This is a genomic window from Myxococcus sp. XM-1-1-1, assembly GCF_020037095.1.
Taxonomy (GTDB): Bacteria; Myxococcota; Myxococcia; order Myxococcales; family Myxococcaceae; genus Myxococcus; species Myxococcus fulvus.
Map to the genome: position 1 here is coordinate 215,437 of NZ_JAIQDH010000014.1, position 16,445 is coordinate 231,881.

A 16,445-nucleotide genomic window follows, 5' to 3' on the forward strand; every position below is an offset into this window, starting at 1 on the left:
CCGTGGGCGCCGCCCGCGTGCCCGGATGCCAGGGTGTTACAGCCGTGTGGCGCTCATCCACAGGCGCAAGTCACAGGCACCGTCTGCTTCTTCAAAAGGGAGATGGGGTATTGATCAAGTGGTGGAAGAAGTAGAGGGCACGGAGTTGGGGACAAGTCAGCAAGCTCGCGGGATGACTGACGAATTCGCGCGATGCTACATGTGGGTAAATTGGCGGTTTCCCCCGGCCACCCACAGGGGTTGATCCACGCCGGGGTTTCTCCACAGCCATCCCCCCGCTGTCCACAGGCCATCCACAGGCTCGTGGTGGATGACGGGAAGACGGTGGGTGACGGCGTGTTCTCACCGCACGTCCGCGCCATACAAGCCTGTTATCCTCGGCGGCGTTGCGGCTCCGGTGGCGGGGCGCTGGCGAGGAGGGTTGACCCATCGATTTCTATCGGGGCGAGCGCATCGGGAAGTACGAGGTCGTCACGCAGCTGTCCGTGGGTGGCATGGCCGAGCTGTTCCTCGGCTTCACCTCGGGTCCGGGTGGCTTCCGCAAGTACGTGGTGGTGAAGCGCATCCTGCCGGACGCTCGGGACAACGAGCAGTTCGAGCGGATGTTCCTGGACGAGGCGCGCATCACCGCGGCCTTCAACCACCCGAACATCGCGCAGGTGTTCGACCTGGGGCAGGAGGAGGACGGCCTCTTCCTGGCGATGGAGTTCATCGCCGGGCAGAACCTGAACCAGATAACGAGCGCGTGCCTGCGCCACCATCGCCCGGTGCCGCTGGGCTTCACGCTGTCGGTGGCGCGCGACGTCTGCATGGCGCTGCACTACGCGCACACCTTCACCGCGCCCTCGGGCGAGCCCAGCCCCGTCATCCACCGCGACGTCGCCCAGAAGAACATCATGGTGACGTACGACGGCATGGTGAAGCTGCTCGACTTCGGCATCGCCAAGGCGAAGAACAGCCTGGAGCGCACGCACGCGGGCACGGTGAAGGGCACCACCGGCTACATGTCCCCGGAGCAGGTGCGCGGCGAGAAGCTGGATGGGCGCAGCGACCTGTTCTCCGTGGGGGTGATGCTGCACGAGATGCTCACCGGCGCGCGCCTGTTCGCGGGCAGGACGGAGCGCGACGAGATGATGAAGATCCTCGAGGCGCCCATCCCCTGGCCCTCGCACGTCACGCCGCACGTGTCGGAGCAGATCTCCAAGGTGGTGATGCAGGCGCTGGAGCGCAGCCGTGAGAAGCGCTTCGCCAACGGGCGGGACATGGCGCGGGCGCTGGAGGCGGCGGCGGGGACGCTGATGCAGGACGCGGAGCACCGCGCCACCCTGATGAAGGAGATGTTCGCGGAGCGGATGGCGGCCACGCGCGCGCTGCTGGAGAGCGTGGACGGCACGGCCAGCTCGCTCATGGTGGACTCCGCGAAGCGCGCCCTGCGCGGGGATGACGGGCCGTACCTGCCGGTGCGCGAGGAGATGGCCACGCCCCGGTCGGGCAACACGCCGATGAAGGGCGGCAAGAAGCCCTCGCGCAAGGTGTCGACGGTGAAGACCGAGGCGCCGCCGCCGCTGGACGGTGACGAGCTCACGCCCGCGCAGAAGCTCCGGTCCAATGTGCTCTGGGGGCTGGTGCTGCTGAGCATCCTCGGCGGAGGCATCTATGGCGCGGTGAAGCTGAGCCGCGCGCTGGATGACTCGGCGACGATGGTGCCCGTGCGGGAGGAGGAGCCGCAGGACGCCAGGCTGCGTCCCATCCAGCCGGGGGGCATGGCGGGGAACCTGGGACCGGGGCCCGATGAACCTGTTCCGGGCGCGAAGCCGGAGCCCGCGCCGAAGAACGTCGCCGCGCCGGGGGAGTCGCCGGACGAGGGCTCGAAGCCGGAGCGCACCAGGCCCTCGCGAGCCACGGGCAAGCTGACCTTCAACATCACGGGGCAGTCGGCGCCCGTCTATCTGGGAGGCAAGAAGCTCGGCGTGACGCCGCTCTTGGGGGTCTCCGTGCCGGTGGGCAAGCACACGCTGAGAATCGTCGACCCCCAGGGCAAGTCGCGCTCCCTGCCCGTGGTCATCAGCGCCGGGGAGACGACGGTGAGCAAATTCGAGAGCTGGCAGGACCTGCCCTGAGGGGTGTGAATCCGCTGCGATGACGAGGGGGCCTGTTATCTTCGCGCCCCCTCATCCTTCCTTTCGAGACCCATGGCCCCGCTCACCCTTGGCTTCCTGATGGACCCCCTCGAGACGGTGAGGGTGGACCACGACTCCACCTTCGCGCTGATGCTGGAGGCGCAGAAGCGGGGCCACCGGGTGGTCTACTTCGAGCAAGGGTGGCTGCGCTTCAACGGTCGGGTGGCGGAGGCGCGCATGCGCCACGTCACGGTGCGCCGGGAGCTGGGACGGCACTTCGACGTGCTGGACGAGGCGCCGCGCGAGCTGTCGACGGTGGACGTGTTGTTCCTGCGCAAGGACCCGCCGGTGGACGCGGAGTTCCTGCACGCCACGCAGCTGGTGGAGCTGTGTGGGGACCGCCCGCCCGTCTACATCAACGACCCGGCGGGCATCCGCGACGCGAACGAGAAGCTCTTCAGTCTGCGCTACCCGGACCTGATGCCGGACACGCGAATCACGAGGGAGCTGCCGGTGCTCCTGGACTTCATCGCGAGGAACGCGCAGGGCACCATCCTCAAGCCGGTGGATGGCTTCGGCGGCAAGGGCATCCTCTTCCTCGCGCCGGGGGACCGCAACGCGCGCTCCGCCGTGGAGCTGCTCACCAGCGGAGGCCGCGAGGCCGTCGTCGCGCAGGCGTACATCCCGGAGAGCCGACAGGGCGACAAGCGCATCATCCTGGTGGACGGTGAGCCCGTGGGCGGCGTGCTGCGCGTGCCGTCCGGGGACGACCACCGCGGGAACATGGCCGCCGGGGGGACGCCCCACAAGGCGGTGCTGTCGGCGCGCGATTTGGAGATCTGCGAGCGGCTCAAGCCGGAGCTGCGCAAGCGCGGGCTCCTGCTCGTGGGCATCGACGTGCTCGGCGACTACCTCACCGAGGTGAACGTGACGAGCCCCACGGGCCTGGTGGAGGCGAACCACCTGGATGACGTGTGCATCGAGGCCCGCGTCCTCGACGTGGCCGAGCGACTGGCGGCACGGCGTCCGAAGGCCTGAGGTCCGGGCGCGGTGTGCTGGGCCGGGGCTCGTGGTGGATGCCCCGGCCCTGTCCGCGCCATCGTTCGGGAGGGCGGGGCGCGTGCCTCCGTGGGACGTGCGGAGAGCCTCATGCCGGGCGCGGGTTACGGGTGTGACGGGATGACAGCAGCCCACCGGGGCGGGCTCCTGCGACCCCGCCCTGTCCATCGCGGATGGCCCCGGCCCTGAATCGATGTCGGCGAGGTCGTCTTCTTCGCGGGTGACCGCTGACGTCGGGAGAACAATCCGTCGACGGGCCGTCCAGACCGGTTCTCCGAGTGAAGGTGAGCTGAAGGACGGTTCAGGTTCCAGGGCGCCCGACGCGGTGCGCTGAAATGAACCCTGGTTCAGGTTTCAGGGACCGGGCGACGCGGCGCGCCTTGAATCAGGGTTGTGCGGGGGAGTCACGTTGCCGCTCGCGGCCGTCATCCCCCTTCCCCTCGACGGCCCGGGAGGCACCATGTCGTCGTGGCGTTCTCGACTCTCCTCGACGTGCTTCACCTTCACCGTGGCGCTCGGCCTGGGCGCGCTCGGCTGTGGCGGAACCGAGGTCGGCCTCTCGGGTGACTCGGTGCTCGAAAGTTCCGAGCAGGCCCTCACCCAGGTGACGGGCTTCGGTAGCAACCCGGGCAACCTGCTGATGTTCCGGCACGTGCCCTCGGACATGCCGGCCAACGCGCCGCTGGTGGTGGTGCTCCACGGCTGTACGCAGAACGCGACGGGCATGGAGCTGGGCGGCTGGACGGCGGCGGCCAACGTCTACAAGTTCTACGCGGTGTATCCGCAGCAGCAGGGCAGCAACAGCGGCACCAGCTGCTTCAACTGGTACGAAATCGGAGACACCACGCGCGACGCGGGCGAGGCGCTGTCCATCAAGCAGATGGTGGATGCGATGAAGGCCACCTACTCCATCGACGCGTCGCGGGTGTACGTGACGGGCTTCTCCGCGGGCGGCTACATGGCGTCCTCGCTGCTCGCCGTCTACCCGGATGTCTTCCGCGCCGGCGCCATCAACGCGGGCGGACCCCACCGCTGCTCCACGTCGGTGAACGCGGCCTTCACGTGCATGAGCGGCCTGGACAAGACGCCCGCGGCCTGGGGGGACCTGGCGCGCGGTGGCCACCCGAGCTACGCGGGCCCGCGTCCTCCGGTGTCCATCTGGTACGGCACCAGTGACTTCACGGTGCGGCCGATGAACGGCACCGAGGCGATGGAGCAGTGGACGAACGTGCACGGCATCGACCAGACGCCGGACACCACGGAGACGGTGGGCGGCTTTCCGCACAAGGTCTACCGCGATGGCGCGGGTCGGGCCCTGGTGGAGACGTGGGAGCTCACCGGCATGGGACACGCGGTGGCGTTCGACGCGCAGTTCAACTTCCCGGGGAGCACCACGGCCTGTGGCTCGGTGGGCGCGTACGTGACGGATGTGAACCTGTGCTCCGTGTACCACCAGGCGAAGTTCTTCGGCCTCACGGGGGGCGGCGGCGAGCCGGGCGGTGACACCACGCCGCCCACGGTGGATGTGACGTCTCCGGCGAGCGGGGCCACGGTGAGCGGCACGGTGACGGTGACGGTGAGCGCCACGGACGCGGTGGGCGTGGCCCGCGTGGAGCTGCTGGTGGATGGGACTCCGGTGGCGACGGACACGGTGGCGCCGTACGAGCTTGCGTGGGACAGCCGGACGGTGGCGAACGGCGCGCACACGCTGGGGGCCCGGGCCTATGACGCCGCGGGGAATGCGGCGACGGACAACGACACGAGCGTCACGGTGGACAATGCCGGCGTGCCTCCCACGCCTGTCACCGTGAGCTTCACGAGCATCGCGGCGGAGGACGGCTACCTGAAGGCGAACGCGGATGGCGGCGGCGCGGTGCTCGGGACGCTGACGAACCTGGCGCTCGGGCGTGGGACGGATGGGAAGTACAACCGCTCCTTCCTCTCGTTCGACACGTCGGCGCTGCCGGACGGGGCCACGGTGACGCGGGCGTTCCTCACGGTGAGCTACTCGTCGGGCTCGGGGGACCCCTGGTCCACGCCGGCGGGGAACACGTTGGTCATCGACGTGAAGTCCGGCACGTTCAACGCAGCGTCCACGGAAGGCGCGGACTGGGCGGCGGCGACGGACGCGAGCGCGGTGGCGAGCATCGAGCGTTTCACCAGTGGAGCGCGGGCCTCGGCGGACTTCAGCGGGGCGGGCCTGGGGGCCATCAACGTGGCGGGCAGGACGCAGCTGCGGCTGCGCTTCAGCCAGGAGCAGACGGCGACGCAGTACCTGTTCGTGCGGGACTCGGCGAACGCGGTGCTGACCGTCGTGTACACACCGTGACGTGAGGCGGTCCCCGGGGTGGACGCCTGTTCGACGAGGATGCGAGCATGGCGTTCCCCCGTGACTGACTCCGCCTCACAGCCCGGCCCGGACGAGACGCTCGACTCCATCGGCACCTCGGGCGTGCGCGTCTTCCAGCGACGGGATGGGTATCGGTTCACGCTGGACGCGGTGCTGCTCGCGGCCTTCGCGGCCACGGAGTCCCCGCAGGGCTCGGGGCGGATATTGGAGCTGGGTGCGGGCAGCGGCGTGGTGTCGCTGCTGCTCGTGAAGCAGTTCGGGCTGGGGCCCGTGGATGCGCTGGAGGTGCAGCCCGCGGTGCATGCGCGGCTGACGCGGGCCGTGGCGCTCAATGACTGTGAGTCCCGGGTGCGGCCTGTGCTCGGGGATTTGCGGCGCATCCGTGAGCAGGTGACGGGTGGAGGGTATGTGCAGGTCGTGTCGAACCCGCCGTTCCGGGTGGCGGATGCGGGGGTGCGCAGTCCGGATGACGAGCGCGCCATCTCCAAGTCGGAGGTGGCGTGTGATGCCCGGGACGTGGTCGCGGCGGCGCGGTATGCGTTGGCTCCTGGGGGACTGGTGAGCCTGGTGTATCCGGCGGCGCGAGCGGCGGAGGTGCTCGGGTTGCTGGCGCAGTCGAAGCTGCATCCGCGCGTGCTGCGCTTCGTGCACTCGAGGGTGGAGGCGCCGGCGACGCGTTTCCTGGTGCAGGCCGTGCGAGACAGGGACCGGGGCCTCACCGTGCGTCCGCCACTCGTGGTCCACGGAGAGGGACCTGGGGGCTACTCGGCGGAGGTGGCCGCGCTCATGGATCCGCCGCTCTCGGAGCAGGCGTAGCTCCACCTGGTGGCCGAGGCTGTGATTCCGAGACCGACGGTGCGATGGCACGTCGGACCGCCCTGCTATTGCGTCGCGAGTCTCACGACGTCATGTGCACGGGGGCTGGATGGGCGCGCATCGCTTCATCGTGTGGCTGTTGGCACTGACCCTGGTGGGTTGTTCGAGCACGCGGGTCGTCCGACTGGACTCAGGCGAGGGCGCGCCAGAGGTCCACGTGCCCTTCGAGGACAAGGACGCGGGGCCGGTGGAGTTGGACGACGATGAGTTCGAAGAGGCCCTGGTGGTGCTCGCTCGGGACGTGAGGCCCTTCGAGCATCCGTTGAGAGAGGCCCGCGAGCGCTTCGGCGTGCCGGAGCGAAGTGGCGTGTACGAGTACCAGCCGCAGAGCCTCAAGCTCATCCCGAGCGGGGACGGGGACGTCGGAGGACTCCGGTTGCTGGAGACGTACGCCGATGACGCGCTGACACGGGACTACGGGCGCTGGTGCGAGCGCAAGTCGCAGCCTGGAGACTGTCTGCGCCTGCTGGAAGAGGGACCGTTGCTGGGAAGTGACGGCCGGTATTCGTTGGCGCTGGCCATCGCGATGGACGCGGTGTGGGAGGAGACCGCGGAGGCGCTGGAGGATGCGACGGACCCCCAGGCGTTGCTGGCGACAGTGACGGCGTCCGTGAGCATGTACTTGCTCTTGTGGGCGCTGCCCGAGCCCGTATCCAAGGGTCTGGCGGCGCTGCTGACGGCGACAGCGATTGCGTACCTGGGCGTGGACACGGTGTGGCGGGTGCTGGATGGCTGGGTGGTGCTGGTGCGCGCGGCGGACCGGGCGCGGAGCTTCGAGGAACTCCGCGCGGCGGGAGAGGCGTACGGCGAGGTGCTCGGAGAGAACGCGGCGCGGGTCTTCGTGATGCTCGCGACGGCGGCGATTGGGAGCACAGCGGGGTTGGCGGCGAAGGCGTCAGGGCTGCCGGGCTCGGCGCAGGCGGCGGTCGCGGTGGAGGCACAGGCGGGCTATCGGTACATGGCGGTGGGCAGCGTGCGCTCGGTGGCGATGTCGGCCGAGGGCTTCACGGTGGCGCTGGCGCCTCATGCGGTCGCTATGACGAGCGCGCGCACCGAGAAGCACCACCTCGCGACGAACAAGAACAGCAAGTCCGCTGCTCGTGGAGGCCCATGGACCCCGAGGTTCAGGGACATCTTCAAGAAGGCGGGGATGGAGTTGAAGGACCCCGAGAACATCGTGCGTGTCGAGGGGTACAAAGGGCCTCACCCGGAGGAGTACCACATGGCCGTCCACGAAAGACTCCGGGATGCGACGCGCAGGTGCCGCACCGTGGTGGCCTGTCGTGAGTCACTCACCGCTGCACTCAAGGAGCTGGCGAGCGAGGTCTCGACCCAGGGAACGAAACTCCACAGGCTCGTGACGGAGGGGAAGTGAGGTAGACAGCCTTCACCATGCCACGGGTGCGCTACTTCAGGCTGAACGAGGACGTCCGAGCTGGGTACTGGTACCTGGGAGATCCCCAGGACGCGCAGGGTCATGAGATCGAGGACCCTTATGTCTTCACGGCGGGACAGCCTGTCCGAGTCGAGGGTCGTCTCTCGATGCCAATCAACGAGCCAGGCAAGGCGTTGGATTTCTGCATCGCGGGCACAGGTGCGGTGCCCGTCGTCCATATCAAGATGGCTTCGCTCTTCGCGGAGTTGGCTCCGGACGACGTGCAACTCATCCCAGTCGACATCCAGGGGAAGCCGGACCAGTACCTCATCCTGGTTGTCACGAAGCGCTTTCGCTGTATCGACGACGAAGCGTCCGAAGAGGTACGTTACTGGCTGCCCGAACATGGCCAGCCAGACCGTGTGGGTGACTACAAATCCGTGATGGGGCTTCGCATCGACCCCTCCAAGGTGGGCGATGCCAAGATCTTCCGCACGGAAGGTTGGGACATCGCCCTCATCGTCTCAGAGGACATCAAGGAGTCCCTGGAGCGGCTGAAGCCCACGGGCGCGAAGTTCACTCCCGTGTGACGGAGCGGTCGAAGGCCCGGTCGTCCACCGAGGGAGGTGCGCCGGCGCACGGGTGCCGGGGGGATGGAGCGTTCCCAACGTACTCAGGTTTCCCGGACGGGCCCGTGGCCCCCGAGCAAGGAGAACAGGGAATGAACTCCGTGACGCTGACCGAGCAACCGGACCTCCTCAAGGCGGCGGCCTTGCTGCCTCCTCGCCTGTCATTGGGCTCGACCATGGTGGTGCATGGCATCGCCAAGCTGCGCAAGGAGGGCACCGAGCAGCACGCGGGCTTCTTCGAACAGCTCGGCCTCAAGCCGGCCAGGCCCCTGGTTCTGGCCACGGGCGTGACCGAAGTCCTCGCGGGCGTGGGCGCCATCCTGGGCATCGCGACCCGACCCGCGGCGGTGGCCGTGCTCGTCACCCAGGCGTTCGCCATCGCGAAGGTCCATGGCTCCAAGGGCTTCGACAACACCAAGGGTGGCTTCGAGTTCAACCTCGCCCTGTGCGCCATCGCCCTCGGGTTGCTCCTGCGGGGCCCGGGTCGCTTGTCGGTGCACAGCGCCGTGGAGTCGAAGGTGAAGCGAAAGGAGCTCCGGCGATTCAAGCTGCTGCCACGTCAGCGCCGGGGCTCCAGGCTCCTGGACCTGCTGGGCTAGGCGTGGGCGGGGTGGGTCGGCGGGGCTGCCCGCCTGCCCGCTGAAGTCACAGGCACACGGGGGCTGTCCCTGGAGGGCCCCAAGGCTCGTAAGATGCCCGAGCCATGCTCCCGTCCGCTTTCGTCCTGCTCGCGCTCGCCACCTCATCGGGCCCCTCCTCGGAGCTCGTGCCCGACGTCGCCCACAAGTTCTCCACAACGCCCATGGGCCGGAGCGCCGAGCTGTTGTCCTCGGCCGGCTCACGGTCCGTGCGCAGCGCGTGGGAGGTGGAGGCGCTCGCCAACGCCGCTCAGCGCGCCGGTGAGGAGTCAGCGCGCGCGGTGGTGAGGGGCATGGCCGTGGGCGCCAGGATGGCGAGCCCGGGACCGAGCGCGTCCTCCGCCGTGATGAGCGTGGGAGCGCATGCGGTGCGCTCCGGACTGAGCGCGTCGAGCGTGGCCGACGTGATGAGCGCGGGAGCACGCTCGGTCATGGTCTCGACGACCTCGCGAGCTCCGGTGGCCCTGGCTTCCTCGACCCCCTCGTCGACCGATTCCACGGTGCAGCCCGCTGCGGCGGGAGGTCTCTCGGACATCGGGAACGCGGCCGCGCGAGCCGGTGCCGGTGCGCTCCAGGCCGCGGTCCTGGCCTTGAGCTCGGGTGACTCGTTCGCCCCGAACCCCGAGGCCGCCGAGCTGCACTATGCCCGTGGCCTCGAGGCCCTCCAGCAGAAGAACACCCCCGTCGCCATCCAGGAGCTGTCCTCGTGCGTGAAGGCCCTGCCCACGCGCGTGGACTGCCGCTGGGAGCTGGGCTGGGCGTACTCGGTGGAAGGCCGCTGGGCGGACTCGCTCACGCAGTGGACCGAGGTCCAGAAGCTCGCGCCCGAGCACCCGGACCTCGAGACCGCGCTGGCCCAGGCCCGAGGGCAGGCCGCGCTCCAGGCGAAGCTCAACCAGTCACCCGTCGCCAGCAACCGCCCTCCCCCGCCGCTCGATGCCAAGGTCCGCATCCGCGCCGTGGGCGACATGATGCTCGGCACCACCGTCCCCGAGGGAAACCTGCCACCGGATGGCGCCAGCAGCGTGATTGCCGGTGTGCGCTCGCTGATGGAGGACGCGGACGTCACCTTCGCGAACGTCGAGGGCCCGCTGTGCGACAACGGCTCGACGAAGAAGTGCCGCTCGTCCAGGAACTGCTACGCGTTCCGTTCGCCCACGGCCTACGGCCAGGTGTTCAAGGACGCGGGCGTGGACCTCGCGTCCACGGCGAACAACCACTCGGGTGACTTCGGCGAGCTGTGCCGTCGTGAGACCGAGGCCACGCTCGATGCGCTCGGCATCGCGTGGAGCGGGCCGCCGGGCTCGGTGGCGACGGTGGAGCGCAACGGGCTGCGCATCGGCATGGTGGCGTTCCACACGTCGCCCTCGTGCAACCACCTCAACAACACGGAGACCGCCACGGCGCTGGTGCGCGCGGCGGCCGTCGAGCACGACATCGTCATCGTCTCCTTCCACGGTGGCGCGGAGGGTGGCAAGGCGCTGCATGTCCCGCAGGGCCGTGAGATGTTCTTCGGCGAGGACCGAGGTGACTTGAGGCTCTTCACGCACGCGATGGTGGACGCGGGTGCGCACGTGGTCATCGGCCACGGTCCCCACGTCGTGCGCGGCATGGAGTTCTACAAGGGCCGCCTCATCGCGTACTCGCTGGGGAACTTCGCGACCTATGGGCGGTTCAACCTGAAGGGTCCGCAGGGGCTCGGCATGGTGCTCGAGGTGGAGCTGGACCGCGAGGGTGCCTTCACCGGCGGCCGCGTGCTGGCCACGAAGCAGGTGGACAAGGGCATCGCGGTCCCCGACGAGAAGGGCGCCGTCATCAAGCTGCTGAGGGATTTGTCCGCCGAGGACTTCCCCGGCTCGGCGGCGCGCATCTCCGAGGACGGCACCATCCTCCCGAGCGGGAAGGGTCCCGTCTCCGCGCGCTCCGCTCCCGTGCGTCGCTGAGCGCGTTCCAGGTCGTGTCGCGAGGCCGAGCCCTTCGGAGGCTCGGCGCCGTCCTCCGCCGCGACGAGTCGCGCGTTGCTCCGCATGCCGACCGCGGGTGGTGAAGGCCCGGCACCGTGTCACGACGAACGTCCCGCTTTGCTCGATGAATGGAGCGCATGGGCGGCACGTGACCTCGTCATCCTCGCAACGTGCAATCCGTGCGACTCGTTGCTCCTCATCGAAGCCACGGTGTCACTGCGCGCCCGTCTCCGCACGCGAGCCCCGCTGTCCCGACAGGCGCGCACTCTCGCGCACGCGGAAACTCACGGAGCTTCCTCGAAAAACACTGAGTGAGCCCGCGCACAGGCACTGTGCCGCCCGCGCCGCGCGCGAACTGTGTGTCACGAAGACGCGGCGAGCGTCGTCGGTGGTTTCGTCATCCACCCCACGCTGAAGCCTGGCTGCTGGCCCCTCTGCCACCCGCGTGATTGCGGCCCCAATGATGACGCGGCTCGCGAGAGCGCGTCGTCGGCGCGTGCGGTACAAGGAACTCGCCGTGCGCGCACTTCGACTGCCCCATCTCTCTTCGCTTCGCGCCTTCGAGCACCCCGGCTATCTCGCGGTCTGGCTGGGCGCCCTCATCTCCAACATCGGCACCTGGATGGAGACGGTGGCGATGGGCGTGTACGTCACGCAGGAGACGGGCCGCGCCGAGTGGACCGGCGGCATCGTCGCCCTCGCCTTCCTGCCCTCCGTCATCCTGTCGCCGCTCGGCGGCGCGCTCGCGGACCGCTTCGACCGCCGCGTCTACGTGGCGCTGGGCATCGCCGTGCAGCTGGTGCTGGCCGCGGTGCTCACCGTGCTCGCCTTCATCGGCGAGCTCACCGTGCCCATCGTCGGTGTCGTCACGCTGCTCAACGGCTGCGCGAGCACGCTGACGAACCCGGCCTTCTCCGCGATGCTCGCGGAGCTCGTCCCGCCCCGTGATTTGCACAGCGCCATGAGCCTCAACTCGGCGCAGTACAACCTGGGGCGCATCGTGGGCCCGCTGCTCGCGGCGCTGGTGCTCCAGATGGGCGGCGCGTCGTGGGCGCTGCTCATCAACACGCTGTCCTTCGTCGCGAGCCTCATCGCCCTGTCCCGCGTGACGCTGCCCTCGCGCGACACGCCGCGCACGAAGGAGAGCCTGTGGGCCGGCATCACCCGAGGCGTCTCCGTCGCCCGCGCGGACGAGGACATCTCCCGCGTGCTCTGGGGCACGCTGTTCGTGGCCGCGCTCGTGGCGCCGTTCATCGGCCTGGTGCCCGTCTTCGCCATCAACGTCTTCGGCCAGGGCGCCGCCGCGACGTCGCTGCTCGTCGCCTGCCAGGGCGCGGGCGCGGTGGTGGCCGCCGTCGTCGTGGGCACCCTCGCGGATGCGCTGGGCCACCGCAAGCTCCTGGGCTTCGCCGCCATGTCCATCGGCGTGGTGTCCGCGGTGTACTGGATGTCGCCCACGCTCACCGTGGCCGCGGCCGTCATCTTCCTGCTCGGCGCCAACTACCTCACGCTGATGAGCGGCCTGCACGCCTTCGCCACCTCGCGAGTGCCCCGCGACATGCAGGCGCGCGTCAGCAGCCTCTACAGCATGGTGCTCGGCGGAGGGTACGCCGCGGGCGTCTGGGCCCTGGGCGCGCTCGCGGACCGCGTGGGCGTGCGCTTCGTCACCGTCACCGCCAGCGTCATCTTCCTGGCCCTGGTGCTGACGCTGCGCCTGCTCAGCCCGCGCAGCTTCGACGACTCGCGCGCCTGAGCCCCCGCACCCCGGGTGCCCGCCCGCTCCACGATGAGGCCGTGCCCGGGGTCCACCTCCGGACATGAATGGCGGTTCAGGTGCCGAAGGGCCTGCGTCCTGGCGACGCGCGCGCTACACACGGACGCTGAAGACCCCCTCCCGAGGAGCGCATGCCCATCCGTCCATCCGTCCTGGCCCTGTCCGCCCTTCTGCTGACGGCCCCTCCCGCCCTCGCCCAGTCCAAGGCCCCCGTCGAGCCGCTCGGCACCGCGCTGGAGGGCCTGCCCTCCGCGTTCCCCGTGCAGTACCTGTCCACGAAGGTCGAGGGCCAGGACGTGCGCCTCGCCTACCTGGACGTGAAGCCCACCGCGCGCGCCAATGGCCGCACCGTGGTGCTCCTGCACGGCAAGAACTTCTTCGGCGCCTACTGGGAGCCGACGATTCGCGCGCTCACCGCCGAGGGCTTCCGCGTCGTCGCCCCGGACCAGCTCGGCTTCGGCCGCTCGTCCAAGCCCGACGTCCACTACAGCTTCCACACGCTCGCGTCGCTCACGAAGCAGGTGCTCGACTCGCTCGGCATCAAGCAGGCCGTCATCCTCGGCCACTCCATGGGCGGCATGCTCGCCACCCGCTTCGCCCTCATGTACCCGCAGGCCACCGAGCGCCTCATCCTCGAGAACCCCATCGGCCTCGAGGACTACCGTGAGAAGGCCCCCTGGCAGCCCACCGAGGCCTATTACAAGGAGCAGCTCGCGGTGACGGAGGAGTCCACCCGCAAGTACCACCACACGTACTACGTGAAGTGGAAGCCCGAGTACGACGTCTGGGTCCAGGTCCTCTACCGCCAGACGCTCGGCGGTGACTACCCGCGCCTGGCCCAGGTCGCCGCCCGGACGTCGCAGATGATCTACGAGCAGCCCGTCGTCCACGAGTTCCCGTGGGTCAAGCCGCGCGCCCTCGTCGTCATCGGCCAGGAGGACCGCACCTTCATCGGCCGAGGCAAGGTGCCCGCCGACGTCGCCGCGACGATGGGCCAGTACCCCCAGCTCGGGAAGAAGACCGCCCAGGCCATCCCCCAGGCCACCCTCGTGGAGCTGCCCGGCGTGGGCCACATCCCCCACCTCGAGGCCCCCGAGAAGTTCCACGCCGCCGTGCTCGACTTCCTCGCGAAGTAGCCCCTGTGGGCAACTTGGGGACGCGGGACACACTCCCGGCATGAGCGCACCCTCCTCGGGTTCACGGGTTAAAGTCCGTGAATCCGGGGCTCACGGCCCTGACGCATCTCGAGGGGGCGTGGATGAAGAAGCTGCTCGGGCCGATGCTGTACACGACCACCCAGCCGTCGCAGGACCGGTGGTCGTTCTTCGTGAACCTGTACCTGTCGGCGGACGCGGTAGACGCGGCGAGGCTCCCCCGGCTGCGCCTGCGCGCCTCGGACGGCACGGTGCTGCCGGACACCGTCGTGGCCCCTCCCCGGCGGGTGGCGGACTTCTCCACGCTGGAGGGCCGGGCGGCGGGCGTGCTGTGGCGCTGGGAGGTGACGCTCGCGCGCGAGGGCAAGGCCCGGCGGGTGACGTACCGCTTCGAGCCGGTGGACGCGGGCGAAGTGCTGGAGGAGGTGGACTTCTCCGCGCCGCACCAGCCGCCCCGGCCGTGGAACCAGGACTCGCTGGGGACGGTGGTGGTGCCCGCGAGGGGCGCGCTGCCCAAGGCGGCCTTCTTCTCCTGCAACGGCGCGAGCGACGCGAAGACGTGGAGCTCGGTGATGCGGATGAAGCGGCCCTTCGGCTGCTGGATGGACATGCTCGCCCAGCACGAGGAGCCCACGGAGGGCGGCTTCGAGCTGCTGCTGGGTGGCGGCGACCAGGTGTACGCGGACTCGCTGCTGGACCACGAGCCGCTGGTGGAGTTCCGCAAGCGCGAGCTGGAGCAGAAGCTCAACCGCGACTTCGGTCCGCCCAAGGGCTTCCACGAGCAGATGCTCGCGCGCTACGTGGAGCTGTACTGCGAGCGGTGGGGAGGCTCGGCGGGCATCGCCCCCATGCTGGCGCGGGTGCCGGGCCTCTTCACGTGGGATGACCACGACATCTTCGACGGCTGGGGCTCGCACGAGTCCCTGCAGGCCTGCGAGTGGTTCGAGTCCATCTACAGCGCCGCCGCGCTCGCGTTCGAGGCGTTCCAGTTGGGCGCGCTGCGAGGCTCCGAGAAGCCGACGCGTCGCAGGCCCTGCGAGGGGCACTATCTGCAGTCCGTGCGCTTCGCGGGCGCCGAGTGCGACGTGGACGTGCTCGCGTTGGACCTGCGCAGCGGGCGCACGTACCGGCGGCAGACGAACGGGAAGATGGCGCACGAGGTGATGAGCCCGGAGCAGTGGAACACGCTGGATGCGTGGCGCCAGGAGCACGCGAGGCGGGGCGCGAACAAGCCCCGGCACGTGCTGGTGCTGTCATCGGTGCCGCTGGTGCACCTGCGCTTCGGGCCCTCGGTGGAGACGATGGGCGGGGACACCGAGATGCACGACGACATGCTGGACCAGTGGGAGTCGGTGGCGCACCGGGGCGAGCGCATCCGGTTGATGGTGGACCTGCTCCAGTTGGCGAAGGCGTCGTGCTGCGCGGTGACGGTGGTGTCCGGGGACGTGCACGTGGGGGCGCGAGGGCTCATCCGCTCGCGCAACCCGGAGCACGTGCCGGCGGGGCTCGCGGAGGCGGCCATCGAGCAGGTGACGTCGTCGGGCATCGTCCACCCGCCGCCGAGCATGCTCCAGTTCATGGGCATGCGGATGCTGGCCGAGGAGTCGGTGGATGATTTGCCCTCGTACATGCAGACGGAGATGCTGCCGGTGGGCAAGAGCCGCTACCTGCGCGAGCGCAACTGGCTGTCGTTGAGGGTGGAGCCCGCGCGCTCGAAGACGTCGCGGCCCAAGCTGTGGCTGCGCTGGGAGGCCGAGCACACCGCGCTGTCCATGCAGGTGGTGGTGGAGCCTCCGCCGCTCGCGCCGATGACGGGGGCGTGAGCCGGCCCGTCCACCTGGCATGCGGCCGGGCCCCGCTGTCGTTGGCCGGAGCTTGGTGTGCGCCAGCGTCGCTCCGACATTGAGCGCATGGGGAGTGGGCGCGGGGATGCACCTCGCACCCTTCGCGCGAGGAGCGCCACATGGGCACCGACAACAAGAAGAACGACCCCTCGAAGGGTGGCAAGGCCTCGGGACATCGGCCCACCTTCGCGAAGGACCGCGTGGAGCGCGGTCTGGAGGCGGATGACACCCGGCCGCTCTACGCGGCGGACTCCATCCACAGCACCCAGGAGGCGAAGTTCGCGCTCGACAGTGACGCGCCCGTGGGCGGCGACGTGCCCGACATCCGCAGCCCCATCGACGAGGCGGACGAACTGGAGCGCGAGCGGCGCGGACGTGAGCGCTCGCTGGAGCGACAAATCGAGGAGGGCGACTGACGCGGCGTCAGCGCCTCTTCGCCCGAGGTTCGCGGAGGCGTCGCGCGGCGCTGACGAGACAGGCTCGACCGTGAAGCGCGCCGTGCGGGACGGTCGCTCACGCGAGCGAGGCTGCATCGCGTGGGACGTGCTCCGCCCGGAGGACACGCGGGGTGGAGCGAAGCGGCTCTCGAGGACTACGTCCCCGCGAGCTTCACGCCGTGCGGGACGGCCGCTCATGCGAGCGAGGCCGCGTCGGGTGAGCCG

The 16,445-nt window shown here is 69.7% G+C and carries 12 protein-coding genes; all 12 read left to right on the forward strand.

Annotated elements, in window-relative coordinates; translation table 11 throughout:
- The first annotated feature begins 494 nt into the window (after nt 1–494).
- The 12 genes from K8640_RS25780 to K8640_RS25835 all read left to right on the forward strand — a co-directional run bounded on the left by K8640_RS25780 (nt 495) and on the right by K8640_RS25835 (nt 16,199).
- Entirely contained in the window at nt 495–2,120 is a 1,626-nt protein-coding gene (locus K8640_RS25780) for a protein kinase domain-containing protein (RefSeq protein ID WP_370640390.1), read from the forward strand.
- A gap of 72 nt (nt 2,121–2,192) precedes the next feature.
- Nucleotides 2,193–3,158, forward strand: coding sequence for a glutathione synthase (gshB, locus tag K8640_RS25785; protein WP_223749491.1), 966 nt, complete (start codon nt 2,193–2,195; stop codon nt 3,156–3,158).
- Nucleotides 3,159–3,639: 481 nt separating this feature from the next.
- Nucleotides 3,640–5,508, forward strand: a complete 1,869-nt coding sequence (locus K8640_RS25790) for a PHB depolymerase family esterase (RefSeq protein WP_223749492.1) — start codon at nt 3,640–3,642, stop codon at nt 5,506–5,508.
- A gap of 60 nt (nt 5,509–5,568) precedes the next feature.
- On the forward strand, nt 5,569–6,345 hold the full coding sequence (locus K8640_RS25795) for a tRNA1(Val) (adenine(37)-N6)-methyltransferase (RefSeq protein ID WP_223749493.1): 777 nt from the start codon (nt 5,569–5,571) through the stop codon (nt 6,343–6,345).
- 109 nt (nt 6,346–6,454) lie between these two features.
- On the forward strand, nt 6,455–7,780 hold the full coding sequence (locus tag K8640_RS25800; RefSeq protein ID WP_223749494.1) for an AHH domain-containing protein: 1,326 nt from the start codon (nt 6,455–6,457) through the stop codon (nt 7,778–7,780).
- 17 nt (nt 7,781–7,797) lie between these two features.
- On the forward strand, nt 7,798–8,370 hold the full coding sequence (locus K8640_RS25805; protein ID WP_223749495.1) for an imm11 family protein: 573 nt from the start codon (nt 7,798–7,800) through the stop codon (nt 8,368–8,370).
- Between the two features lie 131 nt (nt 8,371–8,501).
- Nucleotides 8,502–9,008: a DoxX family protein gene (locus tag K8640_RS25810; protein ID WP_223749496.1), complete on the forward strand. Its 507-nt coding sequence runs from the start codon at nt 8,502–8,504 to the stop codon at nt 9,006–9,008.
- A gap of 104 nt (nt 9,009–9,112) precedes the next feature.
- Nucleotides 9,113–10,990, forward strand: a complete 1,878-nt coding sequence (locus K8640_RS25815) for a CapA family protein (RefSeq protein ID WP_223749497.1) — start codon at nt 9,113–9,115, stop codon at nt 10,988–10,990.
- Nucleotides 10,991–11,528: 538 nt separating this feature from the next.
- Nucleotides 11,529–12,764: an MFS transporter gene (locus tag K8640_RS25820; protein WP_141325262.1), complete on the forward strand. Its 1,236-nt coding sequence runs from the start codon at nt 11,529–11,531 to the stop codon at nt 12,762–12,764.
- Between the two features lie 152 nt (nt 12,765–12,916).
- Nucleotides 12,917–13,921 carry an alpha/beta fold hydrolase gene (locus tag K8640_RS25825; RefSeq protein ID WP_223749498.1) on the forward strand — a complete coding sequence of 335 codons (1,005 nt, stop codon included), beginning with the start codon at nt 12,917–12,919 and terminating at the stop codon, nt 13,919–13,921.
- 122 nt (nt 13,922–14,043) lie between these two features.
- Nucleotides 14,044–15,762, forward strand: coding sequence for an alkaline phosphatase D family protein (locus K8640_RS25830; RefSeq protein WP_223749499.1), 1,719 nt, complete (start codon nt 14,044–14,046; stop codon nt 15,760–15,762).
- A 140-nt stretch (nt 15,763–15,902) separates the two neighbouring features.
- The gene (locus K8640_RS25835; protein ID WP_046710224.1) at nt 15,903–16,199 is read left to right on the forward strand and encodes a hypothetical protein; all 297 of its coding nucleotides are present in this window, start codon (nt 15,903–15,905) and stop codon (nt 16,197–16,199) included.
- The last annotated feature ends 246 nt before the right edge of the window (nt 16,200–16,445 follow it).

Excerpts from the sequence above, each read along its gene's own strand:
- K8640_RS25790 (WP_223749492.1), top strand. The coding sequence starts at position 3,640 with ATGTCGTCGTGGCGTTCTCGACTCTCCTCGACGTGCTTCACCTTCACC.
- K8640_RS25800 (WP_223749494.1), top strand. The coding sequence starts at position 6,455 with ATGGGCGCGCATCGCTTCATCGTGTGGCTGTTGGCACTGACCCTGGTG.
- K8640_RS25830 (WP_223749499.1), top strand. The coding sequence starts at position 14,044 with ATGAAGAAGCTGCTCGGGCCGATGCTGTACACGACCACCCAGCCGTCG.
- gshB (WP_223749491.1), top strand. The coding sequence starts at position 2,193 with ATGGCCCCGCTCACCCTTGGCTTCCTGATGGACCCCCTCGAGACGGTG.
- K8640_RS25805 (WP_223749495.1), top strand. The coding sequence starts at position 7,798 with ATGCCACGGGTGCGCTACTTCAGGCTGAACGAGGACGTCCGAGCTGGG.
- K8640_RS25825 (WP_223749498.1), top strand. The coding sequence starts at position 12,917 with ATGCCCATCCGTCCATCCGTCCTGGCCCTGTCCGCCCTTCTGCTGACG.
- K8640_RS25815 (WP_223749497.1), top strand. The coding sequence starts at position 9,113 with ATGCTCCCGTCCGCTTTCGTCCTGCTCGCGCTCGCCACCTCATCGGGC.
- K8640_RS25780 (WP_370640390.1), top strand. The coding sequence starts at position 495 with ATGGCCGAGCTGTTCCTCGGCTTCACCTCGGGTCCGGGTGGCTTCCGC.
- K8640_RS25835 (WP_046710224.1), top strand. The coding sequence starts at position 15,903 with ATGGGCACCGACAACAAGAAGAACGACCCCTCGAAGGGTGGCAAGGCC.
- K8640_RS25810 (WP_223749496.1), top strand. The coding sequence starts at position 8,502 with ATGAACTCCGTGACGCTGACCGAGCAACCGGACCTCCTCAAGGCGGCG.